Origin of the sequence: Micromonospora sp. NPDC049523, assembly GCF_040676775.1 — a bacterium.
Lineage (GTDB): Bacteria > Actinomycetota > Actinomycetes > Mycobacteriales > Micromonosporaceae > Micromonospora_G.
Genome location: NZ_JBFAPP010000010.1, coordinates 133,116 through 156,840, shown reverse-complemented (window position 1 = coordinate 156,840; position 23,725 = coordinate 133,116). Strand labels below are relative to the sequence as shown.

The window sequence follows — 23,725 nt, the reverse complement described above, 5'->3', positions numbered from 1 at the left end:
CGGGCCCCGTGACTCCGTGGAAGGCGGACCTGAATGATTGCGGAGATCCTACAGCCGCATTCATTAGCGTGTATATACCCGATGCAGGGAAACCCTTGGAAATGAATCTCCATTAGCAATTCCGAACAACAAATGCCAGGTCCGGTAAGGGATCGTTTTCGCTTACTGGACCTGGCTCAGCTCACGATGCGGACGGACGCCTTGTCCCCGGCGGCCTCGACGTTCCACAGTGTGCCCATGGCCGGCACGCCGTCCATCGCGACCCGCCCGAACTCCACCGGCAGCAGCGGGTCGGCGACCAGCTGGGCGTCACGGATCTCCAGGCCGAGCAGGGTACGGACGAAAAGCATCGGCGCACCCGCCGACCAGGCCTGCGGACTGCACGCGGTCGGGTACGGCACCGGCAACCGGCCGTACGGGCGGTCGTAGCCGGAGAAGGCCTCGGGGAGCCGATAGTTGGAGTACTTGGCCGCGTCCAACATCGCCACGATGATGCGGTTCGCCTCCTGCCGGAAGCCGTAGCGGGCCAACCCGTGCGCGATGAGCGAATTGTCGTGCGGCCAGACCGTGCCCGCGTGGTAGCCGATCGGGTTGTACCCCTCGTCCTCGGTGGACGTGGTGCGTACGCCCCAGCCGGAGAACATCGCCGGGGACATCAGGTGGTCCGCCACGATCCGCGCCCGCTCGGGCGGGACGATTCCGCTCCAGAGCAGATGCCCCATGTTCGACGTCATCGAGTCGATGCAGCGCTTGTCGCCGTCCAACCCGATCGCGTAGTACCCGCCGCGCGCCTCGATCCAGAAGTCCCGGTTGAACCGGTCGTACAGTTCGCCGGCCTGGGCGCGCTGCCGCCGCGCCAGCTCCGGGTCGCGCAGCGGACCATCGGCCAACTCCGCGAGACGCATCCGCGCGTCGTAGGTGTAGCCCTGGATCTCGCAGGTGGCGATCGGCAGCACCGGGATCGACCCGTCGGCGAACTTGATGCCGTCCCAGGAGTCCCGCCAGCACTGGTTGCCCAGCCCCTGCGCGGAACGGGTGGCGTACTCGATGTAGCCGTCGCCGTCCAGGTCGCCGTACTCGTCGATCCAGCGTACGGCGGCGTCGATGTTGTCCCGGAAGCCGAGTACGAGCGCGTCGTCGCCGGTCCAGCGCCAGTACTCGGAGAGCAGGATGAGCCAGAGCTGGGTGGCGTCGGCAGTGCCGTAGTACGGGTTGTGCGGTTTCTGCTTCAACTGGGTCAGCTCGCCGCTGCGGACCTCGTGCAGGATCTTGCCGGGCTCCTCGTCGCGGAAATCGTCGAACTGGGTGCCCTGGGCCGCCGCGAGCGCCAGCAGCGTGCCCCTGGCCAGGCTCGGCCCGGCGACGATCGTCTGGTAGGCGCTGATCAGCGAGTCGCGGCCGAAGATGGTGAGGAACCAGGGCAGCCCTGCCGCCGGGAGGATGATCGGTACGCCGCCCGCGGCCTTCTCGATCCGCAGTGCGGCCAGATCCGCCTTCGTCTTGTCGAGTACGCCGCGCAGCAGCTCGGAATCGAACCGCAACTCGGCGCACTCGTTGCTCCAGACGCTCACGGCGTCGTCGCGTACCCCGCCGAAGACCTCCCCGAAGTGTCGGTGCTTCGGGGTGACCTGCAGCGCGCCGAACTGGAGCGGGACGGTCAGCTCACACTGCCACTGCTGACCCGGTTCGAGGCGTACGTGCCAGACCAGGTCGTCACCCTCGGTCCGACTGGCCGGCGGCTCCGCCTCGACCCGGGTGCTGGCCCGGAAGACTCCGTTGCGGTAGGAGAAGTCGAGGTGTGTCCCGTGCGAGCCGTGGGACCGGACGATCGTCTCCGACCGGTCCGGAATCGAGTCCTTGATCTCGAAGAGGTCGGCGAAATCGGCGCCTGCCGACAACCGCAGATCGAAGGTAATCGGGCGGTTGGCGAAACACTCCAGCTTGATGCGCTCGTGCATGCCGTCGCCGATGAAGCGCTGCCGGCGTACGCCGATGCTGTTCGCCTGGATGCCGTCGAAGCCGGGATTGGTGAGGAAAAAGGCGGCCGAGTAGTCCTCGACCGTGCCGGAACTCAGCAGTAGGAGCGTTTCGCCGCCGATGCGCAGCACCCAGCGGTTCAGGAACCGGGTGTCGTCGTGGACCAGCCCGCCGATCGTGCCCTCGGGAATGTCGCCGGTCGCGTCCGAGATCATGAACGTCCTGCCCTCGACCACGGCGACCGCGTCCGGGCCCAGCTCCGGGGGTAGGTTGCGGACGACCGCGCTCGGCAGCCCGGGTTCCGACTCCAATCCCGGCATCGGATGGGCCGGGGTCGGCCTACGCACAGCGTCTGTCACGTACGCCTCCAGCCGAGAGAAACGGTGACATTCATAGGCTCACGCCCAGCCTAATGCTCACCCGACAGCGCGGGCCGGACAATGGCGGCTCCCGGCATTCGAGGGCATCGGACGATCCGACCCTCAATCACGATCAGTTCACGCGAATGGTCCTCCCAATAGCGGATCCGGACGTTTTCCCCAACGTGTTCCTCGCGGTCCCGGAGGTCGAAATCAGGGCGCGGCCGGGGGGCGGGCTCAGGTCCCGGGGCGCTGGCGCAACGGCACGGTCATGCACCCGATCCTAGGAATGCCGACGACCCCCGGCGGTCCCCGAAATGTGCCCTTCCCGCGCCGTCCGGTAGTGGCCGGCGGCTTCGGCGGAGAGCCCCAGCGCGGTGGCGAGGTCGCCGAGATACCCGGCCACTGGCCCGAAACTCAGTACGCCGCTGCCCGCCCCGGCCAGCTCGCCCGCGGCCGGCAACAGTCCCCTGTAGACACTCGTGATCATGGTCCGGTCGTCGAGGGCGAGGGCAGCGCGGGCGACGAGGCAGAGCCGGGCCTCCAGCAACAGGTCGCGCGGCGACTCCGGGACAAGCGACAACGCGACGGCGGCCTCCTCCCGACGGCCGGCGGCGAGCAGGGTCAGCGGCAGGACCCACGGCTCGTACGGACCCCAGTCACGGTCGGGCCACCCGGTCCCGTCCGGCACCGGCTTGCGGAGGTCGAGCGAAAGCAGGGCGAGGGGGAGCAGCCCCTGTGCCATGCCCGGCATCCCGCCGCCGTCGATTCGCGCGGACGCGGCACGGTACGCCGCCTCGGCCTGCGCCAAGTGCCCGGTGAGGGTCAGGCGCAGGGCGGCGTAGCACTGGGTGAAGACGCCGACCAGCGGCAGGTCGTACCGCTGCGCGAGACGGTCGGCCGCCCGCGCGTGCACGTCGGCGGCGTCCAGGTCGGCGACCGCGCAGCGGGCCTGGAGCAGGATCAGGTGACCCAGCACCTCGAAGGTCACCAACTCGTGCCGGGCACCGAGGTCGACCAGTTCGGCGCCGATGCCGGCGCGTTCGCCGGAGAGCCCGGTGCGCCCGAAGGCGTGCATGAAGCGGGCGTCGAGGGCGAAGGCCAGCACCGCCGGGTCGCCCACCGTCCGGGCAATCGCCTCCGCCTCGTACGCCGCCCGCCGACCCCGGTCCGTGGTGTCGCCGCGCGTCTCCAGCGCGATCGTGCTCAGCAGGCGGCTGCGCCGCTCCGCCCGGTCCTCGCCGAGCGCGGCCAGGGACTGCTCGGCGGCGCCGACGACCAGCCGGGACAGGTCCTCGTCGTCGTTGCGGGTCCAGACCGCCGGTACGTCGAACGCGGTGACGACCGTCGCGGTCAGTTCCGGATCACCGAGCCGCGCCGCCGTGGTGATGGCCTCGGCCCGGTACCGGCGTGCCTGGTCCAGGTCCCCGGTCACCGCGACCGTACGCCCCAGCCCCATCACCGCCGCCAGCCGCCCACGTACGTCAGTGGCGTCGGCGCGGTCGTGGGCGGCGAGCGCCTGCCGCCACAGCCGGGCCGCCTCGTGCGGGTTGGACCGCCGTTCGGCCTGCTCGGCGGCGGCGCGGGAGTACCGGGCAGCGCGGGGTGCGGTGACGCTGCTCGCGGCGCGGTCGAAGTGGTGGGCGAGCGCGGTCACGTCGTCCGGGTGCAGCCGCTCGATCGCTTCGGCGACGTCGGCGTGCCACCGGGCCCGGCGCAGCGCGGACAGGTCGCCGTAGAGGGTGTCGCGCACCAGGATGTGGGTGAAGCCCGGCCGCCCGTCGGCACCCCGTTCGACCAGGAAACCGGCCTCCAGGGCGCTGTCCAGGGCGTCGATGATCGGCACGCCGTCGCCGGCCAGCGCGGTCAGTACCTCCGGGTCGATGTCCCGGCCGATCACCGCCGCCTGCCGCAGGAGCATCTGCGCCGGTTCCGGCAGCCGGGCCAGGCGGTGCCGGATGACGTCGCGTACGCCCGCCGGGACGGTTTGCAGCGCGGCAACGCCCTCGGCGGCGAGCAGTCGCGCGAGTTCGCGTACGAAGAACGGGTTGCCGCCGCTGCGGCGATGGATCAGCAACGCGGTCGGCGGGTCCAGGTCCCGCCGGGCGACGGTGCGGGCGAGTTGCCCGGTCGCGGTCTCGGACAGCCCGCCGAGGTAGACCCGTACCGGCTCGGTGCGGGCCAGCCGGGCCAGGGCCCCGGTCAGCTCCGGGGTGATCTCGGTGGCGCGGTACGTGCCGACGACCAGCACGGGTCCGGTGAACGGCTCCGGATCGACCAGCAACGCGGTCAGCAGATCCAGGGTGGCCTCGTCGGCCCGGTGCAGGTCGTCGACGACCATCAGGGTCGGCCCCCGACCCGTTACCGCCGCCAACCGCGCCACCGCGGCCCGGCGCAGGCGGAACCGGGCCACCGCGGGGTCCTCGGCCGACCCGCCGTCCGCGCTGCCGGACCGGGCGGGACCGGTGAGGTCCGGGCCGGTCCCGGTCCGGCTTGGCGGGCGTGCGGATGCCGGACCCGGCTGGTCCCGGTCGGACGTCGGGCCGGTCAGCGCGTCGGTGATCTGCACCCACGGCCAGTCGGCCGGGGCGCCCTCGTACTCGGGCACACGTCCCCAGGCGGTGGCCCAGCCGCGCGCCGACAGTCGTCGCGTGAGCGCCTCGGCCAGCGCCGTCTTGCCCGCGCCCGCCTCACCGGAGACCAGGGCGAGTGTCGGCCGGCCGTGTCGGGTCACGGCGTCGGCCGTCTGCTCCAGCCGGGCCAGTTCCTCGTCACGGCCCACGAACGGGCGCGGTTCGTCGACCGCGGGCTCCCTGTCCGGTACGGCCACCGCGCCGACCCGCCCGGACCCGGGCGCCACCCCGCCGCCCAGCGGTACGCCGACCACGGTGCCAGCCTGCGTCACCGACGGGTCGAGGTGTGGGGCGTGGGCGAGGATGTCGGCCTGCAGTTGCCGCAGCCGGGGGCCCGGATCGACGCCGAGTTGCGCGGCCAGGGTCTGCCGTGCCCGGTGCAGGGCTGCCAGGGCTTCTCCCTGACGGCCCGCGCGGTACAGGGCGGTGGCCAGCAACTGCCAGGTGTCCTCGCGCAGCGGCGCAGACTCGGCGGCGGCCCGCAGGTCGACGGCGGCCTCGGCGGCCCGACCCAGCGCCAGCAGCGCCTCGGCCCGTCGCTCCACGGCCAGCATCCGCACCTCGTCCAGCCGGTCGACCTCCGCCCGTGCCCAGCTCTGCCCGGCGTACTCGGCGTACGCGGGGCCTCGCCACAGGCCGAGCGCGTCGTCCAGGCCGGCCAGCGCCGCACCGGCCCGCCCAGCGGCCAGCAGTGGGGCGGACTCGGCCACCCGCGATTCGAACCGCCAGGCGTCGACCGCGTCCGGTGCCGCCCGCAACGCGTACCCGGGTGGTGCGGTGACCAGCAGCCGGGCCGGCTGGCGGGGCGGCCGGTCCGGTTCCAGCGCCCGCCGCAGATCGGACACGAACGTACGGATCGCCGCCACCGCGCCCGACGTCGGCTCCTCCCACAGGTCCCCGGCGAGCCGGTCGACCGGTACGACCCGGCCCCGGGCGATCAGCAGCCGGGCGAGCACCGTGCGCTGGCGGGCACCCTTCAACGGAACCGGACCACCCCCGGTGCTGGCCTCGACCGGACCCAGTACGCCGAAGGCCACCTCGGGTGCCGTCGGCTGCCTGGTCATGGCACCAATGTATGCGGCTGTCCCGGTCGCGGGTCGCCGTGCCGGCGGTGTACTCATCCGTTGCTGACCCGCCACTCATCACCGCCCGGCACGCTCGACGGGCACGACCCGGTACGGCGGCGAAAGCTCCGATACCGCAGGAAAGAGCCATCCGTATACAGACCACCACTGCGACCCAGGAAAGGCCCACCGTGGAACCCAGGATCGATGGATTCGACTACCGGCGCGTCACCGTCGCCGAGGACGTCGCGCTCAACGTCGCCGTCGGCGGCTCCGGCAGCCCGATCGTGCTGCTGCACGGCTTCCCGCAGACCCACCTCATGTGGCGGCACGTCGCGGCCGACCTCGCCGCCGACCACACCGTGATCTGCCCCGACCTGCGCGGTTACGGGGCCAGCGACAAACCGGCCGAAACCGACGGGAGCACGTACTCGAAGCGGACCATGGCCGCCGACATCGTCGCACTCGCCCGCGCGCTCGGCCACGACCGCTTCGCCCTGGCCGGGCACGACCGGGGTGCCCTGGTCGCCATCCGCGCCGGTCTCGACCACCCCGACGCGGTCACCCGACTCGCCTCGCTCGACGTGCTGCCGACCCTGGACATGTGGGACGTGATGCACGGTGCCAGCGCCGCCGTCGGCTTCCACCTGTACCTGATGGCCCAGCCGCCGGGACTGCCCGAGCAGATGATCAGCGCCAGTGCCGACGCCTTCTTCGGCTACTTCCTCGACATCTGGACCCGCAACCCCGAGGCGATCCCGGCCGACGTGCGGGCGGCGTACCTGAAGGCGTCGCGGGAGGCCGTACCGTCGATCGTCGCCGACTACCGGGCATCGGCCGGCATCGACGTCGACCACGACCGGGCCGACCGGGCGGCCGGGAACCGGCTCCGCATGCCGGTGGCCGTCCGCCAGCAGGACTGGGGCGACGCGCTCGGCTTCGACGCGGCCGCACTGTGGCGCCCGTGGGCCCCGGACCTGGACCACGCCACCGTCTCCAGCGGTCACTTCATGGCCGAGGAAGGCCCCGCCGAGGTGGTCAAGACCCTGCGCTCGCTGCTGGCCCGATAACACCTTCCGAGCCGGCCCTGACCGCTCTGAGCTGGGCGTACGTCGGCGATCGTCGCCCTCGGAACGCCTTCGTCGACACCGGACCCGTCTGCTGACGGTCCATCGTGGAATGCGAGCATGTCGGGCATGCAAATCTACGAGGACGCCCGTACGGTGTCGCGGGCCGATCTGGCCGCGTGGCTGCGCCAGCTGGCCAGCCAGTTGGAGTCCGGTGGACAGATCTTCTACGGCGCCGCTGGCGCGGTCACGGTCGCCGACCAGGTCCGGTGCGAGCTGGAAATCGAGCGTGAGGGCGGCACGGAGATCTCGGTCGAGATCGAGTTCTCCTGGGCCGCGCCCGAGCTGGCCGGATCGACGGACGACTCGGACGAGGCGGAAACCGACGAGGACGACGAGGAGGAGAGCGAGGAGGACGGTACGGCGGCCAGCGAGCCCGAGCCGGCCACTGCCGTCGGCGAGTCCACCGAGGCCGAGCCTGCTGCGGCCGAGTCCACCGAGGCCGCCGAGGCCGAGCAGACGGAGGCTGAGCAGACGGAGGCCAAGCCGGCCGAGGCGAAGCCGGCCGACGCCGCCTAGGCGTCCGGGGTCGGGCGGCGCTCGGGCGAAGTGAGCCGGCGCCCACCGGCAACGGAAGAGGCCATGCCCCCGTTTGGACATGGCCTCTTCCGTTCTCCGGCGTCAGCAGACGGTGCTGGTCGAACCGCCGGTCGAGTTCAGGTAGCCGGTGACGTGGGTGCAGTGCGCGGCGGTGTTCGCCGCGGCGCCCCACAGCTCGGCACGGGTGGTGTTGTTCAGCTCGCCCACGCCGTAGTCGGAGCCACTGTCGGAGTGGTCGATCACGTGGACGTACAGGTCCCAGTTGGAGTGGGTGTTGCGGTACTGCTCCCAGACGTAGATGTAGGCGTAGTTGTAGCCGCAGCCGTAGTACTGCTTGACCGAGGCCGCCTCCATGCCACCGACCGTGAGGACCCGGGTCGTACCGATCTGACGGACGCTGGAGCAGCTGCTCGGCGTACTCGCCATCGCGGGCGAGGTGTTGAGCAGCGATACGGCGCCCGCGGCGGCGAGTGCGGCCGTGACGGCGAGGGTACGGCGGAGGAACGACATGACGCCCTGCTTTCTCTGCTGGATCTGCATAGCCGTGCTCCACGAAACCAGGCGGCGAACAGCGCGGGTAGGTGGCGAACTGGCCACCTTTCCGTCCCCTCGACCGCGACACGGGCAGCCGTACATCGCCGGGTCAGCGGTGCCGGTGGTGCCCGAGCTGCCGGAAAACTCCCCGATCGTCGCATCCTTACGGCGTACCGTCCGACGTGCTCGGTAGGATCGTCCATCAAGGCCCATAAGGTCGGGTCGATGTCGGGGGAGTGAACATCTGTGAGCCGCCAGGAGTCCCGAACGGTTGTGGGCCTGGACGTCGGCGTACCCGGCTGCGAGCATGCGGTCGAGATCGGCCGGGGCGGCTTCGGTGTCGTCTACCGCGCGTGGCAGCCGGCTTTCTCCCGTACGGTCGCGGTGAAGGTGCTCGCCGCCGACCGCCTCGACGAGTCCTCGCGGATCCGGTTCGAGCGTGAGCTGAAGGCAATGGGCCGGCTGTCCGGCCACCCCAACATCGTCACCGTGCACCAGGCGGGGCACACGAGGCCGGGCAACCCGTACATCCTCATGGCGTACGAGGAAGGCGGCTCGCTCGTCGACCGCATCCACGCCGACGCCGGTAGCGGCCGGGGGCCGTGGCACGACGCGGTGGCCGGAGGCGTCACCGTGGCCGGGGCGCTGGAGACCGCGCACCGGGCCGGGGTCCTGCACCGCGACGTCAAACCGGAGAACATCCTCGTCTCCCGGTACGGCGAGCTGAAACTCGCCGACTTCGGCCTGGCCCGCCCACTCGGGCAGATCGTCGGCCGGACGCAACGGGTGACGGCGAGTGTGCTGCACGCGGCGCCGGAGATCCTCCGTGGCGAGCCGGCCTCGGTCGCCTCGGACGTCTACGCGCTCGCGTCCACCGTCTTCACCTGGCTCAACGGCACGGCCGCGTTCGCGCCGACGGCCACCGAACCGATCGCGCGGGTGTTCGAACGCATCGCCACCGACCCGGTGCCGGACCTGCGCCCGTACGGGGTGCCGGAGGCGGTCTGTGCGGCACTCGAACGCGCGATGGCAAAGGACCCCGCGGCGCGGCAACCTTCCGCGGCGCAGTTCGCCCACGACCTGCAACGGGCACAGGAGGTGTCCGGTCAGCCGGTCACCGAGCTGGTCCTGGGCGGCGCCGATGCCGAGGGTTGGATCGACGAGGCGCCGACGGCGGTCACGCCCACCCGGTCCGGCATGTCGCTCTCCGCGCGGATGCGGGCGGCGCTGCACCTGTCGGCGACCACGCAGCACCTGGCACCGCCGCGGCGTACGGCAAGCCGGGTGATCGGCACCGCGCTGCTCGTCGCCGCGACACTCGCCTGCGGTGGCTCCCAGTTCGTGCCGGCACCGGCACCGGTCGACCTGGTGTCCAGCGTCGACTTCGGCGATCAGGAGCTCGGTGCCGAGGCACAGGAGCGCCCGATCACACTGCGCAACGGCGGATCCCGGATCGTGCGGGTGAACCGGGTGGCGCTCGACGGTGCGGGCGGCGCCGACTTCCGGATCGCCGCCGACCGCTGCACCGGGCGCACGCTCCAGCCCGACAGCAGATGCGACGTACGGGTCGCCTTCACGCCCCGAGCCACCGGCACCCGGCGCGCGACGCTGGAACTGGGGTTAGCCGGGCCGGGCGACGTCCGTACGGTGGTGGTCGCCGGCACGGGCCTGAACAGGTACGCCAGCAGGGACAACGCCCCGCCGGGTCCCTGCTACGCGGACGCGTACCAGGTCGGGCAGTCGGCCTACGGCTACGCCGGTGGACTCAAGGCGATCTCGGTCAAGCAGTACTGGTCGCCGAGCTGCCGCGCGGTGATGGCGTACGTCTGGATCTGGAAGCAGTACCGGGACAACGCCGGTCCGGCCGGCACATGGTCGGTCGACCTCGCCGTCGGCGACCGGCCGGTGCAGCGGGCCAGGGCCGTCGGTCAGCCGCTCGAACTGTGGACGGAGCCCGTACACGTGCCGGGCGGTTGCACCACGGCCACGGCAACGCTGGTCGGCACCGGTCTGACCAGCCAGATGACCGCCACCACCCCCGACCACTGCACCTAGGTCGGCGGGGACTTCGGATGGACGGTTACTTCGAGGTGCACCAGGCCGGCGCCGTACGGCTGGTGCCGCTCTCGGCCGAACTGCTGACCATCGGGCGGGCACCTACCAACGAACTGGCGATCGACAGCAAGAAGGTGTCGCGGCTGCACGCGGTCGTCGAGCGTTACCCGTCCGGGTGGGCGATCCGGGACCTCGGCAGCACCAACGGGACCACGGTCAACGGCAGCCCGCTGCGGCGCAGCCAGATCCTGCACGACGGCGACCGGGTCGAGATCGGACCCGCCCGGCTGCTCTTCCGGGCCCCGGCGGAACACCCGACGACCCGGACGGTGACCACCACCCCACCTCCGGCGCCGCCGCCGCTGACCAGGCGGGAGCGGGACGTACTCGACCTGCTCTGCCGGCCGTTCACCGAGGGCGGTACGGCGTTCCCCGAGCCGCCGTCGGTCCGGCAGCTCGCCGCGCAACTCGGACTGACCGACAGTGCCGTGAAGAAGCACCTGACGAACCTGTACGACAAGTTCGACCTGGTCGCCAACTCGGAACGGCGACGCTTCGCGCTCGCCAGCGAGGCGGTACGGCGCGGGGTCTTCAGTGCGCCACCCGTCGACAACTCCGGCCCGTCGGCCTGACCCGAGCCGGTCCGTGACGGGTACGGGCGCCGGACGAGCGGGCACCCGTACCCGTCACGGTCGTGGCCCGGTGGTCAGGCCGGCCGCTGGCGGCGCTCCAGCGCTCGCGCCGCGGACCGACGTCCCGGCTGAGCGAGGTCGACCGGTGACCCGGCGCCCATGCCGGGCCTGTCCCGCCAACCCCCGATCTTCGCCGCGACCCGCTTCAGCGCCGGGTCGCCGGGGGCGACGTCGATCTGGAAATGCCCCTCCTTGGGCTGGTACGGGTCGTCACCTCCCCAGCGCACCACGCCCTCGCACTCCGCCAGGATGTCGCGGACCACGAGCAGTTGCGCGGCGAAGAGGTTGCCGGCCGAACCGATCGGATACCGGCCCGCCCGGATGACGATCGCGGTGCCGGAGAGTTGGTTCGACTCGAACGGCGCCTTGACGTACCGCCCGGTGCGGTGGCCGTGCACATCGCCCCGGCCGAGCGGATCGATCTCGTAGCTGAAGCGGCGCGCGACGTGCAGCAGGACGGTCGCCACGGTGCCGGGCAGCAGCGCCACGACGGCGCCGCTGCCCTCCACCGGGTAGCTGTCGACCTTCGTCGGGTCGATGACGGGAAATCCGTTCTGGGTGGTGCTCCGGGTCCATCCACCAGGGCTCGGCGCCGCCCGGGACGGGGTCGGGAAGCCGCCGGCCGCGACGGCGGCGGCCCCGGACACGACTCCGATGGTTGTCAGTACCTGCCGGCGGGACAGTCGCATGCTCTCACTCAAGGGTCTGCCTCTGCTCTCGTACTCGCCACATCGGTAACGGCTGTTGTCGGTCCCGCACGCCTCAGTGCCCGCCCTGTGCGCGCAACGCCGCGACCCGTGCGTCCTCCAGGCCGACGTTGGCCAGGAGCATGTCGGAGAAGCCCTGGCAGAACTCGTCGAGCTTGTCGTCGGGCAGCAGATGCGGCATGAGCGTCGGGATTCCGCCGGTGCTCTGGATCAGGTAGGCCCGACCCGCGGAGACGACGAGGTCGTCGTCGAACGTGAGGATCTGCCGCGCGATCTCCTTGGCGTCCTGCGCCGAGCCGAAACGTCCCTCGTAGAACCGCTTGAAGCGGGAGAGGTAGCCCTCCCCCCAGTAGTTGGCGTGGACCGCCGCCACGATGTTGGTGCCGCCGCGGACGCTCATCCCGATGTTGTACGCATCGGAGTCCTCGATCAGGTCACGCAGCTTGAAGGTCCCGACGCCGTCGACCTTGGCCAGCCGCTCCATGCAGTACGTGTAGCCGGACGAGTAGCTGTGGCTGTCCCGCCGCCACTCGCCGTAGAAGGTCATCCAGTCCCCGGCCCAGCCGGCGACATCACCGCGGTTGGTGGTGGTGCCGGGCGGTCGGCCCTGGAGGTAGACCCCGTTGCAGGAGGCGGCGAGGTGGGACACCATCACGTCGACCCCGTAGAAGGGATCGCGGAACCGCTCGACCACCGGCACGCGGATGTCGAGGACGTGCGCGATGAATGCCCGGTCGACATCGCCGATCAGGCCCGCCCACAGCGCGTCCCCGTAGTCCTTGTGGCGCAGGAACTCCAACACCCGCTGGCTGGGGTTGACGTTGCCGCCGTACATGACCGCTATCTGGAAGAGCCGTTCGACGTACGTGACGAAGTCGCCGAACGGGGCGCTGGGGTCGTTGACCGAGGAGACACCCAGGTCCGATTTGGGTCGGTGCACGTTCTTGTCCACGTTGATCGAGCCACTGCCGGAACCGACCCACAGGGTCTGGATCTGGTTGAAGGCCCAGTTCTCCGGCAGCGGGAAGCCCATGTTGCCCGAGTACCCGGCCGACATGCCGGAGACGAACGACCAGCGGGCGTAGGTCCGCAGGGTGACCTGTTGGCAGACGTTGCGCGAGGCGTACACGCCGTGGACGTACCGCTTGCCCTGCCCGGCCAGCCCCGCGACGACGCCGTAGAAGTAGGGCACGATGTTCGAGTCGATGTCCTCCTGGGTGGCGTCGTAGTCGACCGCGAAGTAGATCACCGTACCGGCGTTGAAGCCGTAGCCGACCGCCGCGGCGTGCGCGCCGAGGGCATCCTGATAACCCTGTGAATAGGTGAAGTACGAGAGTTCCTCGCCGTAGTACTGGGAGATCGGGAAGACTCGCAGGCCGTTCTGGAAGATGGTGGCGAGTTCGCCGGGCTGGATCCGTTTGTTCAACGTCCCCCAGGGCTGCTCGTCCAGGTAGCGACCGACGATCTCGTAGCGGGCGGCCCTGAGTGCCTGCGCACGCTCGGGGGTGATGGTGGTGATGCAGTCCACCGCCGTGCCCGGGCGACTCTGGTCGCCGTGCGAGACCAGGAGTTGGCACCAGGTGGCGAAGTCGGCCTGGCCGTTGACCGGCAGCGCGGAGAACCTCTGGAAGTCGCCTACGGCGGTGGTGAGCGCGGCGTCGTAGTGGTCGGTGAAGGTGCTGTAGGTGCTCTGGTCCTCCTCCAGTCGTACCCGGTTGAAGACCATGCTGGCGCTGAAGATGCTCACGAAGATGCCGGTGTTGCCCTCGGTGAGCTGGTGCGCCCGCAGCCCGGCCTGGGTTCCCGGCCCGAAGACGCCGGTGGCCTGCTCGTCGCTCATCCCCAGTTCGTACTGGATCGCCAGGTAGAGGGCCTGTTGAACGGCCCGGGAGAAGATGCCGTCGCAGGGGATGACGAAGAAGTTCGCCCGGCTGAAGTAGCGGCCGTTCATCCACTGCTGGATCTCGCGTACGGATTCCGTGCCGCCGGCCAGCACCACGTACGCGTCCATGGTCAGCAGTGCCTTCACCACCTTGGGCTGCACCACTCCGCCGAGCCGGTCACCCAGGCCGGCATTGATCATGAGTCCGGTGACGGCGAACTGGGTGTCCAGGGTGAAGACGCCGGAGATGCCGCCGGGTTCGTATCCCTTGCAGTAGCAGGCGCACTGGATGATCCGGATGATGTTCTGGTTCGACTCGGTGAGCTTGACCCCGCCCCGTGCCGCCAACAGCCCCAGTGTGGTCGGGCCGAAGCTGTCCGAGAGGGCGGTGATGCCGAGTTCGTGCTGGAGTGCGCGGGTGAGGGCGTACATCGTCGCCCAACCGGTCTTGCCGTTCTCGGTCACGGTTTCGAAGCCCGCCACACCGCCGTAGGTGGCGTTCACCCACTGCTGGGCTTCCAGGACTTTCTGGTCCAAGGCCGTATCCCCCTGTTGGTCGTTGGCTAGCTGCCCCCGGTCGGAGCCCCCACCACCCCGGATGCGGTGGCGAGCACGGAGTCGATCCTGTTGCGGATCGCGGTCAGCTCGTCGCGGTGCTGGTGGATCATCAAGTCCTGGTACGCGCTCTCGACGCCGAACCACGTGCCCACGACGTTGGTCTGGCGCTTGCAGGCGACATCCGTGACGGCGGTCCGAAGCTCCGCCGGCTCCGGTGCCGCCGTACGGAGGTCCATCGCCCCCAGCGGGGCGAGGGGATCCGGGAAGCTGAGGCCCTCGGCCCTCATGCAGGTAGACCAGTCCGCGAACACGGCGGTCAGCCGCGGGTCGGTCTTCGACCGGTCGAACGCCGCGAGGTCGATCGAGGTGGTCAGCGACTCGCCCAGTGCGTCGCGGTCGGCCAGTCCGAGCTCACGCTGGGCCTGACCGGCGCAGCCACCCGCCGGGATCGGCTGCCCGCGGTGGGTTCGGCCGGTGGCACCGGTCTCACCGGGAGGGGCGTGCCGGCCGGACTCGTTCCCGGTCAGCACCAGGTTCTCCACCGCCGAGGGTTCCGGGCCGCTCGGCCCGTGCTCCGTACTTCCCTGGTCGGGGGCGAGGTGGTAACCCCAACGGGCGGCGGTGGCGGCGTCGGTCACCCCGTACCGGCGGGTCATCCGGCCCAGGCCCGCTCCACCACCGGCCGGGCGCCGCTCGGCAACCGCGAAGCGACGCAGACAGTCGTTGGTCAGCACCAGCCGGGCTGCGCCGAGCAGTTCCCGCTGGTCCGACGTGAGCTGGTACGCCGCAACCGGCAGCACCAGTTCGTCGACCCGGTCGGTGCGGGGGATGACGCCGATGGGCGGAGGGCTGACGGCGCCCAGCGAGCCCCGGATGGCCGGGGTCTTCTCCCGATGGTCGCCGTCCCCCGATGAACACGCCGTGCTGAGGCTGCCCAGCACCAGAATGGCGGCACAACCGACCGCCCATCGACGTACCCGCATTGCTGTCTCCTAGGTGGACGTACCCGTGCCGGCGGTGGCCGGGGCCGGGTGGGCTACGGGGCGGTCCAGCTCAGCGAGCTGTTCTTGTTGGTCACGCTGCCGAGGTTCCAGGCCCACGAGCCGTACTCGCCGGCGACGTTCAGGTCGACCCGGCTGCCGCTGTAACCGGGATCGGACCAGAGGATCGCGATCCAGTGGGTGTCGTGGTTCGCCGCCGACGCCGAGTTGTCCCAGACCCTCTGGCCGGCGCCGGTGCCGTTGTTGGGGAAGTAGGTCGCCGGGTTGGCCATGTTGTAGATGGAGTTCCGCAGACAGATGGTCGCGCCGGTGTGGTCCTGGGCCCACCAGAGCTGCACCGGCCCGCCGTTGCGGTCGCTGCAGTTCGGATCGATGGTGGCGTGGGCCGGCTGGGGTAGGGCGACGAGCGTCGCCGCGACGACCGCGGCACTTGTCAGCAGGCCCTGGACAGCCCGCCGTCGGCGGATGGATGTCACTGTTAGCTCCCGTTCCCCAGGCAGGACCTGGATGAGTGGATCCGTTGCCAGGGACGGTATGGAAGGGCCGCATCGGTGGCGTATCGGTGCTGCATCCACCGGCGTTGATCGGCGGGTGGCCGTGCCGTGGTGGGCCCCGCGACGGGAACGGGAAAGGTCGCGGCCAGGCGATCCGGGCGCCGGGCCACTCGGGTCGCCCGCGCACGGGCCCGTGGTTTGCGAGACTTCACCCTGGAAGGTGATGGCTCAGCAGGCAGCCACGCCCTGATCAGGCTGGAGGTCGGGTGACGAAGGCGCGGCCCGCCGCCGGTGGTGGGCGTTGGGTGGAGATCTCACCGGAGCGGATCCGGGGCTGGCTCGACGGCTTCTACGGCCGGCACGACGGTGCCACCGAGCAGGGGCTCGTGCTGACCGGGGTGAACAACGGCGACACCGCCACCCTGTCACCGCCGCCGGGGCTCGCCGACGTGCGGGACGTCGACACGCTGCTTGCCAGTCTGATCCGACCACCCCGCATCGCGCTGCTGCTGGTACGCAAGGGCGCGGTCGCCACCGGCGTCGTGGACGGTACGAGCGTGACCGTCTCCAAGGTCGAGCGCTTCTACGTGCAGGGTCGCACCGCGGCCGGCGGTACGTCGCAGCACCGCTACGCTCGACGTCGCGAGAACCAGGCCCAGGCCGCCGCCCAGCGGGCCGCGGACATCACCGCCCGGGTCCTGCTGCCCCACGCGCCGGGTGTATCCGCCGATCCCGACGACGCCTTCCGGGCCCTGGTCTGCGGCGGGGACCGGTCGATGATCGACGTGGTGCTGGCGGACCGGCGGTTGTCGCCGCTGGTGCCACTGCGCCATCCGCGGCTGATCGAGTCGCCGGAACCACGCCTGGCCGTACTCGAGGACGCGGCGGTCGCCGCGAGGAGGATCTGCATCCACCTGGTGCCGTGACGGGTACGCCGGACAGGACCCCCGCTGTCCGTCGCCCCGCCTGCCGTCCGGCCACTCGGATATCGGCATCGGCCGACAGGCCACTGTGGCCGGTCCGGCCGAGCGGGAGTGTCGTACCCCCGGGGCAGCATGTGCACATGGCTGCCCCCGCCCTGGCTCACAGCATCGACCAGTCGCGCGTTCTGCCGCTGCGCGAGGTCCGCACCCGACTGACCCAGCTCGTTGCCCTGGCCGAGCTGACCGACACCGTCACGGTTGTCACCCGCGACGGCGACCCGCGCCCGGTCGCCGCGATCGTGCCGGCGTCCGCGGCCCGGTCCGTGGCACAGGCCCGCGCCGACGCCGAACGGGTCGCGGCGGTCTCGGCGGGTTGGGCCCGCCGCCTCGACGAGCTTCACCAGCAGGGCATCCGCCGGCACGCTGCCGAGATGCGTGCGGTCACCGACGCCCTCGCCGAGGCGTGGGCCGAGCTTGACCGGCGGGTCACGCCGGGCAGCGACCCGGCCCTCGCCCGGCTGCGCGGCGCGCACGCCGACCTCCTCCGCGGCTGAGCCGACCCTCCGTGCCGAGCCGGCTGGCGGGGCGATCAGGGCCGGCTGGCGGGGCGATCAGGGCCGGCCGGCGGGGCGATCAGGGCCGGCCGGCGGGGCGAGCTGAGCCGGCTGGCAGCGCGAGCTGAGCCGGCTGGCAGCGCGATCAGGCCGAGGACGAACGGTCTACGGCCCGGTGTTCGTGGCGCGCAGCCAGTCCATCGCCACCGCGCTCGCGTCGAGGACCGAGACGTGGCCGTCGCGCGGACGCAGCCACAGTTCGGACGCGGGGCAGTTGTCCACCAGCCAGTCGGCGTGGGAGGGCGGCACGACCCGGTCCTGCCCGCCCTGCACGAAGAGGGCGGGTGCGCCGACCCGCGTCACGTCGAAGCCCCACGGCGCGACGAAGGCCAGGTCGTCGGCGACCAACCCGTCCGGCCCTTCGCCACCCGCCCGCTGGGCGTCCGCGCCCAACGACGCCCAGGTGCCGTCCAGCGCGGCCCAGTCGGCCGAGGTGAAGCTGTTCACGTCGAACTCGTCGGTGGCCGCATGACGCTCGCGTGCCGCGCGTCCGGCGGCGGCGGCACGCAGGCCACCCGGGGCGACCATGCCGGCGTACCAGTCGAAGGCCTCGGTGAACGGCGCCAGACCGGCCAGGCAGACCACGCCGGTCACCCGGTCGGGCAGCAGGGCGGCACAGGCGAGGGCGTGCGGACCGCCGCCGGAGGCGCCCATCACCGCGAACCGGTCCACCCCCAGCGCGTCGACGATCTGCGCTACGTCGGCCGCCGCGGACGCCACGTCCCGACCGGCAAGGGGACTCGACCCGCCGTAGCTGGGCCGGCCGTACGACAGCAGGCGGATGCCCCTCGCGCGGGCCGCCGTCAGGAGGGGTTCGAGCGGGGCGCCGGTCTGTGGTGAACCGTGGTGCCAGAGCACCGTGAACGGGTCGACACCGTCTGTGACGCCGCTGTCGTAGGCCTGCACCCGGCGGCCGTCGCGCAGCCGTATCTCCTGCTGGGACACCATGATCGGAACAGTAGCCCCAGGGTGGGACAAGACCTGTCCGGTGGTGGCCCCGGACAGGTCGTACGGCAGGCGCCGGGCCTGCGCGGAATCGACGGATATCAGCAACCTGACCGCGTACGCGTTCGGCCCGCGCCGCGTAGCCTTTGCCGCGCGGGTGACTGTCCGGCGACGGGAGAGAGCGCGTGCGATATCGAACGCTGGGCCGCAGCGGGCTGCGCGTGTCGGAGCTGTTTCTCGGCACGATGACCTTCGGCGAGGACTGGGGCTGGGGCGCGCCGGTCGAGGAGTGCCGCAAGCTGTTCACCGCGTACGCCGAGGCCGGCGGGAACGTGATCGACACGGCGAACCGGTACACCAACGGTGCCAGCGAACGCATCGTGGGCGACCTGCTCGCCGCCGACCGGGACCGGTTCGTGGTCGCCACGAAGTACACCGTCTCCAACGACGGCACCGATCCGAACGCCTCGGGCAACCACCGCAAGAGTCTGGTCCGTTCGGTGGAGCAGAGTCTGCGCCGGCTGGGCACCGACTACGTAGACCTGCTCTGGGTGCACATCTGGGATCGGGGTACGCCGATCGAGGAGACCATGCGCGCGCTCGACGACATGGTCCGGTCCGGCAAGGTCCTCTACGTCGGTGTCTCCGACAGCCCGGCCTGGGTGGTCGCCCGAGCCAACACGCTGACGCAGTGGCGCGGCTGGAGCCCGTTCGTGGGGCTCCAGGTGCCGTACAGCCTGGTGCAGCGTGACATCGAGCGGGAACTGTTGCCGATGGCCGCCGAGCTGGGGCTGGGCGTCGCCGCCTGGTCCCCGCTCGCCCGCGGGCTGCTCTCCGGCAAGTTCACCCGCTCCGAACCGGCGACGTACGGCCGCTCGGAACCGGCGACACCGACCCGGATCAGCAGGAGCGACGCCAGCGAACGGGAGCTGGCGATCGCGCGCGAGGTGGACACCATCGCCGACGAGTTGGGCGCCACCTCGTCACAGGTCGCGCTGGCGTGGCTGATGGCCGGCCGGTCGAACCTGCACCCGGTGGTGGGCGCCCGCCGGATCGAGCAGCTCACGGACAACCTGGCCGCCGTCGACCTGGAGTTGCCGGCCGAGGCGGTACGGCGGCTGGCCGAGGTGAGCGCGATCGAACTCGGCTTCCCGAGTGACTTCATCGCCTCCACCAAACGATTCGTCTACGGGCGGGTGGGCGAGCGGGTGGACCTTCCCGAACCGGGCAGGTGACGCGGCAACCTCCGCTGCCTGCCCGGTCAGGTGCCGATGGGCGTGGGCCGCTCGGCCGGCTTACGCGTCGTCGGTACCAGGGCGAGCGCCGGTACCAGCAGGATGGGCACCACGAGCAGCGCCTGCAACGTACCGACGTGGTCGCCGAGCAGTCCGACGACCGGCGGCCCGGCCAGGAACGCGGTGTAGCCGATCGTCGCCACCACGCTGACCCGGGCGGGCGCCCGGCTCTCGTCGTCGGCTGCGGCGCTCATCCCGACCGGGAAGCCGAGCGAGGCGCCCAGCCCCCAGAGCGCGACGCCGGCCAGTGCCACCGGGGTGGAGTTGGCGAAGACCGCGATCGCCACACCGACGACGGCCAGGGCGATCGTGGCGAGGAGGACCGGCACCCGACCCCACCGGTCGAGCGCGATCGTGCCGGCGGTCCGCCCCACCGTCATCGCGGCGACGAAGATCCCGAACACGGCGGCGCCGGCCGCCTCGCTGACCCCGTGCCCGTCGATGAAGGCCACCGCCACCCAGTCGTTGGCGGTTCCCTCGGTGAAGGCCATCACCAGCACCAACAGGCCGACGAGCAGCGTACGGGGTTCGCGCCAGGCGCGTAGGACACCGCTGTCGCGGCTGTGGTGGCCGGTGGCCGATTCGTCGTCGACCTGCTCGCCGGCCCGGGCGGTCAGGAAGGAGCGGACCGCGACCAGCGTGCCGAACAGCACGAGGGCGGCGGTCAGGGCCAGGTGCGCGAGGACGGGGAAGCCGGCGTGGGCGCTGGCGGCACCGAGACCGGCACCGGTGACGGTGCCCAGGCTCCAGGCCGCATGGAAGCGCGGCATGATCGTGCGCCGCAGTCGCCGTTCGACCAGTGCGGCCTCGACGTTCATCGCCACGTCGGTCAGGCCGGAGCCGTAGCCGATCGCGGCGAGACCGACGGCGACCACCGGGACCGAGGCCAACCCGCCGATGCCGACGCCGACCACCACCAGTCCGACCGCGACGAGCGTGGTGGCGCCGGCGGTGGTGCGGGGGGAGCCGGCCCGGTGCACCACTGCTCCGGCCGTCACCATCGCCAGGATCGCGCCCAGCGACATCGCGAGCAGCAGCAACCCCAGTTGTCCGGCGCTGAGACCGAGCCCCTCGCGCGCGGCGGGCACCCGGGAGAACCACGACGCGACGGCCAGGCCGTTGAGCGCGAAGACGAAGGCCACGGCGGTACGGGCGGCGATGACCTGCGGGCCTGGCGGCGCCGCGGCCGGGGGCGTCGGTACGGCCGGACCGGCCTTGGTCGAGCTCACGGGTGACTCCTTCCGCGTCGGGGTGGCCGACGCACTAGAAGATCGCACCCCTGAGAGCGCTCTCACCGCAAGGGTAACCTTGTCCCTGTTACCTGAAACGGGCCGCCCGGCGCCGGTTTCCGGTGCCGGTGGAGGGCCGGAGGGCCCGGAGCGGAGGATGACATGACGATGCCGCCAACACGGCGGATCACGCTCGAGGACGTGGCGAAGGCCGCCGGTGTGTCCCGTGCCACCGCCTCGCGGGTCATCTCCGGATCCGGCCCGGCGTCCCCGGACGTACGGGACCGGGTCCGGACCGCCGTACGCCACCTTGGCTACCAACCCGACCAGGTGGCCAGATCACTGGCGAGCGGTACGGGATTCCGGCTGGTCATCGCGATCGTCGGCACGACACCCCGGGTGCTCGACGACCCGTACGTCGACCGGGCGGTCGCCGCGGCGGCCGAGACCGCCTCCCCGTACGGCGTCGGGGTGTCCCTGCAGTGGGTGCCGCGCGCCGCTCCCCGCCTGGACAAGCTGGCCGACGACCGCAGCGTGCGGGGCGTGGTGCTGATCAACACGACCGAGGCCACCCTCGCGGCGGTGCCGGCGGCACTGCACCGACGGGTTGCCTCGATCGGCATCGGCTCCAGCCGGGTGCCGTCCTTCGACGTCGACAACGCCGCGGGCTCCAGCGCGATCGTGCACCACCTGTACGCGTCCGGCCGGCGTCGCATCGCCATGGTCACCGGTCCGCCGTGGCTGCCGTGCGCCTGGCGCTCGGTCCGGTCCTACCAGAACCTGATGCGCTCGACCGGCCTCCCGGTCCGCCTCGTCGCCGGGGACTTCTCCGCGGCCGGCGGCCAGCAGGCGATGCGTACGGTGCTGCGGCGCTGGCCGGACACGGACGCGGTCTTCGCGATCAACGACGCCACCGCGCTCGGCGCCATCGCCGTCCTGCGCGAATCCGGCCACCGGGTGCCCGACGACGTGGCGGTGGCCGGATTCGACGACATCCCGTTCGCCGAGCTGAGCGCCCCGGCGCTGACCACGGCAAGCCACCCGGTCGGCCAGATCGTCTCCGCGGCGGCCACCGCGGTCCTCGAAGGATCCCGGGTCGCCCCGGCCGCCATCTTCCCCTCGACCCTGGTCCGCCGGGCCAGCGCCTGACGTCGCCGGCTGCGGGGGCGTGGGCGCACCCCCGCAGCCAGCGCTCACACGTCGTGGCGTCGTACGAGGCGCTCACACGTCGCGGCGTCGTACCACGACCAGGGCGACGAGGGTCGCGACCAGGGGCCAGACCGCGTAGACGATCCAGGACTCGGTGATCGTGGCGATGCGGACGTCGGGCCCGGTCGGCACCCAGTCGACGGTCAGGCGCTGCCACGCGGTGAGCAGCATCGCCTGGTCGAGAGTGGCCGACCAGCGGCTGTCCGACGCGAAGAACAGCGGCAGCATCAACAGGACGAAGATGCTGGTGATCACGGTGGCGGCGGCGTGCCGGATCAGGACGCCGAAGCCCAGGCCGATCAGCGCGCAGATCGGGGCGAGCAGCGCGGACGCCACCAGGGCCCGGAACACGGACGGATCGGTGACCGAGACCGCCGCGTCCCGCAGGTCGAGGATGGACTGGGAGACGACGAACGTACCGGTGGCGATGAACGCGCCGGCCACGGTCCAGACCGCGGTCACGACAACCGCCTTGGCCAGCAGCACCGAGCCGCGGGCGGGTACGGCCACCGTGGTGGTACGGATCAGGCCGCTGCCGTACTCGCTGACCATGGTGATCGCGCCGACGCTCGCGGCGACCAGCATCAGGGTCAGGTACCCCTCCAGCGGGAAGGCGTCGCCCAGCGCGAACATGTGCTCCCGCTGCACCTGCGGGGGATAGCGCGGGAAGTTGTGGTAGTCGCCGAGTGCCGCCAGCGCCGCGGTGCCGAGGGCGAAGAGCGCGGCCAGGGCGAGCATCCACCCGGTGGACCGCAGCGACCACATCTTGATCCATTCCGCGCCGAGCAGGTCCCGGAAGCGGGCGGGCGGTTCGACGACGGGTGCCGGTGGCGTCACGGCGGCGTACGTGCTCATCGGGCCTGCCCGGCCAGGTACTCGACGCTTGCGGCGGTCAGTTCCATGAACGCTTCCTCCAGCGAGGCGGTACGGGTGGTCAGTTCGTGCAGCACGATCCGGTTGTCGAGGGCGAGTACGCCGATCCGTTCCGCCGGCAACCCGGTCACGGCGAGCTTCTCGGACCCGGCCGACCCCTCCGGCTCGACGTTCGCCCCGGCCGCCGTCAGCACCGCTGTGAGCTCGGCGGCCTGCGGCGTACTCACCAGCACGCTGAGCCGGGTGCTGCGGGCGGCGAAGGACCGCAGCGACTCGGCGGCGATCAGCCGGCCCCGGCCGATGACGACGAGCTGGTCGGCGGTGTTCTCCATCTCCGTCATCAGGTGACTGGAGAGGAACACGGTGCGGCCCTCGGCGGCGAGGCGGCGGAACAGGTTGCGCACCCAGAGCACCCCCTCCGGGTCCATGCCGTTGATCGGCTCGTCGAACATCAGCACGGGCGGGTCGCCGAGCAGTGCCGTGGCGATGCCGAGCCGTTGTTTCATGCCGAGCGAGAACCCGCCGATGCGGCGGCGGGCGACCTCGGACAGGCCCACCTCCTGTAGCACCTCGTCCACCCGGCGGCGGGTGATGCCGTTGCTACGGGCCAGCGCCGACAGGTGCGCCACGGCGCTGCGACCGCCGTGCACCTGGTGCGCGTCGAGCAGTGCCCCCACGTGCCGCAGCCCGCGCGGATGGCTGCGGAACGGGACACCGCCGACGGTGGCGGTGCCGCCGCTCGGGGCATCCAGCCCGAGGATCATCCGCAGCGTGGTCGACTTGCCGGCCCCGTTCGGGCCGAGGAACCCGGTGACCTGTCCGGGTCGTACGGTGAAGGAGAGGTTGTCGACGGCGGTCGTGCCGCCGTAGCGCTTGGTGAGTGCGTTGACTTCGATCACAACGCCGATCCTGTCGAGCGGACCGGGCGCGGACATCGGGCCGGCGGCGGCAATCGCGGCCCGGACTCAGCCCGCGGGCGTACGTCCGTAGGCTGCTGTGCCACCGGTACGGAGC

Annotated in this window: 19 protein-coding genes; 8 read left to right on the top strand and 11 right to left on the bottom strand. The window is 71.6% G+C overall.

Annotated features, from left to right (window positions below):
* Positions 1-176 precede the first annotated feature (176 nt).
* Together AB0J90_RS17910 and AB0J90_RS17905 are read right to left on the bottom strand one after the other, a co-directional pair.
* The gene (locus tag AB0J90_RS17910) at positions 177-2,297 is read right to left on the bottom strand and encodes a glycogen debranching N-terminal domain-containing protein (protein ID WP_363597343.1); all 2,121 of its coding nucleotides are present in this window, start codon (positions 2,295-2,297) and stop codon (positions 177-179) included.
* Positions 2,298-2,619: 322 nt separating this feature from the next.
* Positions 2,620-6,033 (bottom strand): BTAD domain-containing putative transcriptional regulator, encoded by a 3,414-nt coding sequence (locus AB0J90_RS17905; protein ID WP_363597095.1) that lies wholly within the window; start codon positions 6,031-6,033, stop codon positions 2,620-2,622.
* Between the two features lie 191 nt (positions 6,034-6,224).
* Here AB0J90_RS17905 and AB0J90_RS17900 point away from each other — a divergent pair, with 191 nt between their 5' ends.
* Together AB0J90_RS17900 and AB0J90_RS17895 are read left to right on the top strand one after the other, a co-directional pair.
* Entirely contained in the window at positions 6,225-7,103 is an 879-nt protein-coding gene (locus AB0J90_RS17900) for an alpha/beta hydrolase (RefSeq protein ID WP_363597093.1), read from the top strand.
* A 126-nt stretch (positions 7,104-7,229) separates the two neighbouring features.
* Positions 7,230-7,679, top strand: coding sequence for an amphi-Trp domain-containing protein (locus AB0J90_RS17895; protein ID WP_363597091.1), 450 nt, complete (start codon positions 7,230-7,232; stop codon positions 7,677-7,679).
* A gap of 102 nt (positions 7,680-7,781) precedes the next feature.
* Here the strand turns inward: AB0J90_RS17895 and AB0J90_RS17890 are convergent, their stop codons facing one another.
* Entirely contained in the window at positions 7,782-8,240 is a 459-nt protein-coding gene (locus tag AB0J90_RS17890) for a hypothetical protein (RefSeq protein WP_363597089.1), read from the bottom strand.
* 240 nt (positions 8,241-8,480) lie between these two features.
* Here AB0J90_RS17890 and AB0J90_RS17885 point away from each other — a divergent pair, with 240 nt between their 5' ends.
* Positions 8,481-10,289 carry a protein kinase gene (locus tag AB0J90_RS17885; RefSeq protein ID WP_363597087.1) on the top strand — a complete coding sequence of 603 codons (1,809 nt, stop codon included), beginning with the start codon at positions 8,481-8,483 and terminating at the stop codon, positions 10,287-10,289.
* 17 nt (positions 10,290-10,306) lie between these two features.
* Complete coding sequence (locus AB0J90_RS17880) at positions 10,307-10,921, top strand: FHA domain-containing protein (RefSeq protein WP_363597085.1); 615 nt, start codon at positions 10,307-10,309, stop codon at positions 10,919-10,921.
* Between the two features lie 74 nt (positions 10,922-10,995).
* Here AB0J90_RS17880 and AB0J90_RS17875 read toward each other — a convergent pair whose 3' ends face one another.
* The 4 genes from AB0J90_RS17875 to AB0J90_RS17860 form a co-directional block, all read right to left on the bottom strand.
* Entirely contained in the window at positions 10,996-11,628 is a 633-nt protein-coding gene (locus AB0J90_RS17875; RefSeq protein WP_363597083.1) for a hypothetical protein, read from the bottom strand.
* 115 nt (positions 11,629-11,743) lie between these two features.
* Positions 11,744-14,107 carry a glycoside hydrolase domain-containing protein gene (locus AB0J90_RS17870; protein ID WP_363597081.1) on the bottom strand — a complete coding sequence of 788 codons (2,364 nt, stop codon included), beginning with the start codon at positions 14,105-14,107 and terminating at the stop codon, positions 11,744-11,746.
* A 26-nt stretch (positions 14,108-14,133) separates the two neighbouring features.
* Entirely contained in the window at positions 14,134-15,111 is a 978-nt protein-coding gene (locus tag AB0J90_RS17865) for a hypothetical protein (RefSeq protein WP_363597079.1), read from the bottom strand.
* Positions 15,112-15,164: 53 nt separating this feature from the next.
* Positions 15,165-15,605 carry a hypothetical protein gene (locus tag AB0J90_RS17860; protein WP_363597077.1) on the bottom strand — a complete coding sequence of 147 codons (441 nt, stop codon included), beginning with the start codon at positions 15,603-15,605 and terminating at the stop codon, positions 15,165-15,167.
* A gap of 284 nt (positions 15,606-15,889) precedes the next feature.
* On the opposite strand from AB0J90_RS17860, the gene AB0J90_RS17855 reads away from it, so the two are divergent.
* On the top strand, positions 15,890-16,549 hold the full coding sequence (locus AB0J90_RS17855; RefSeq protein WP_363597075.1) for an acVLRF1 family peptidyl-tRNA hydrolase: 660 nt from the start codon (positions 15,890-15,892) through the stop codon (positions 16,547-16,549).
* A 137-nt stretch (positions 16,550-16,686) separates the two neighbouring features.
* A complete protein-coding gene (locus tag AB0J90_RS17850) occupies positions 16,687-17,100 on the top strand; it encodes a type II toxin-antitoxin system Phd/YefM family antitoxin (protein WP_363597073.1) in 414 nt (137 codons plus the stop codon).
* A gap of 165 nt (positions 17,101-17,265) precedes the next feature.
* Here the strand turns inward: AB0J90_RS17850 and AB0J90_RS17845 are convergent, their stop codons facing one another.
* Complete coding sequence (locus tag AB0J90_RS17845) at positions 17,266-18,108, bottom strand: alpha/beta hydrolase (protein WP_363597071.1); 843 nt, start codon at positions 18,106-18,108, stop codon at positions 17,266-17,268.
* 182 nt (positions 18,109-18,290) lie between these two features.
* Between AB0J90_RS17845 and AB0J90_RS17840 the strand changes: the two genes are divergently transcribed.
* The gene (locus AB0J90_RS17840) at positions 18,291-19,340 is read left to right on the top strand and encodes an aldo/keto reductase (protein WP_363597069.1); all 1,050 of its coding nucleotides are present in this window, start codon (positions 18,291-18,293) and stop codon (positions 19,338-19,340) included.
* A 26-nt stretch (positions 19,341-19,366) separates the two neighbouring features.
* Here AB0J90_RS17840 and AB0J90_RS17835 read toward each other — a convergent pair whose 3' ends face one another.
* The gene (locus AB0J90_RS17835) at positions 19,367-20,560 is read right to left on the bottom strand and encodes an MFS transporter (RefSeq protein ID WP_363597341.1); all 1,194 of its coding nucleotides are present in this window, start codon (positions 20,558-20,560) and stop codon (positions 19,367-19,369) included.
* A gap of 237 nt (positions 20,561-20,797) precedes the next feature.
* Between AB0J90_RS17835 and AB0J90_RS17830 the strand changes: the two genes are divergently transcribed.
* Positions 20,798-21,778 (top strand): LacI family DNA-binding transcriptional regulator, encoded by a 981-nt coding sequence (locus AB0J90_RS17830; RefSeq protein WP_363597067.1) that lies wholly within the window; start codon positions 20,798-20,800, stop codon positions 21,776-21,778.
* Positions 21,779-21,850: 72 nt separating this feature from the next.
* Here AB0J90_RS17830 and AB0J90_RS17825 read toward each other — a convergent pair whose 3' ends face one another.
* The gene (locus AB0J90_RS17825) at positions 21,851-22,693 is read right to left on the bottom strand and encodes a hypothetical protein (RefSeq protein ID WP_363597065.1); all 843 of its coding nucleotides are present in this window, start codon (positions 22,691-22,693) and stop codon (positions 21,851-21,853) included.
* Positions 22,690-23,619 (bottom strand): ATP-binding cassette domain-containing protein, encoded by a 930-nt coding sequence (locus AB0J90_RS17820; protein ID WP_363597340.1) that lies wholly within the window; start codon positions 23,617-23,619, stop codon positions 22,690-22,692. Before AB0J90_RS17820 ends, AB0J90_RS17825 begins: the two co-directional genes overlap by 4 nt.
* Positions 23,620-23,725: the final 106 nt, after the last annotated feature.

Excerpts from the sequence above, each read along its gene's own strand:
- AB0J90_RS17905 (WP_363597095.1), bottom strand. The coding sequence starts at position 6,033 with ATGACCAGGCAGCCGACGGCACCCGAGGTGGCCTTCGGCGTACTGGGT.
- AB0J90_RS17830 (WP_363597067.1), top strand. The coding sequence starts at position 20,798 with ATGCCGCCAACACGGCGGATCACGCTCGAGGACGTGGCGAAGGCCGCC.
- AB0J90_RS17825 (WP_363597065.1), bottom strand. The coding sequence starts at position 22,693 with ATGAGCACGTACGCCGCCGTGACGCCACCGGCACCCGTCGTCGAACCG.
- AB0J90_RS17845 (WP_363597071.1), bottom strand. The coding sequence starts at position 18,108 with ATGGTGTCCCAGCAGGAGATACGGCTGCGCGACGGCCGCCGGGTGCAG.
- AB0J90_RS17910 (WP_363597343.1), bottom strand. The coding sequence starts at position 2,297 with ATGCCGGGATTGGAGTCGGAACCCGGGCTGCCGAGCGCGGTCGTCCGC.
- AB0J90_RS17850 (WP_363597073.1), top strand. The coding sequence starts at position 16,687 with ATGGCTGCCCCCGCCCTGGCTCACAGCATCGACCAGTCGCGCGTTCTG.
- AB0J90_RS17895 (WP_363597091.1), top strand. The coding sequence starts at position 7,230 with ATGCAAATCTACGAGGACGCCCGTACGGTGTCGCGGGCCGATCTGGCC.
- AB0J90_RS17865 (WP_363597079.1), bottom strand. The coding sequence starts at position 15,111 with ATGCGGGTACGTCGATGGGCGGTCGGTTGTGCCGCCATTCTGGTGCTG.
- AB0J90_RS17880 (WP_363597085.1), top strand. The coding sequence starts at position 10,307 with ATGGACGGTTACTTCGAGGTGCACCAGGCCGGCGCCGTACGGCTGGTG.
- AB0J90_RS17890 (WP_363597089.1), bottom strand. The coding sequence starts at position 8,240 with ATGCAGATCCAGCAGAGAAAGCAGGGCGTCATGTCGTTCCTCCGCCGT.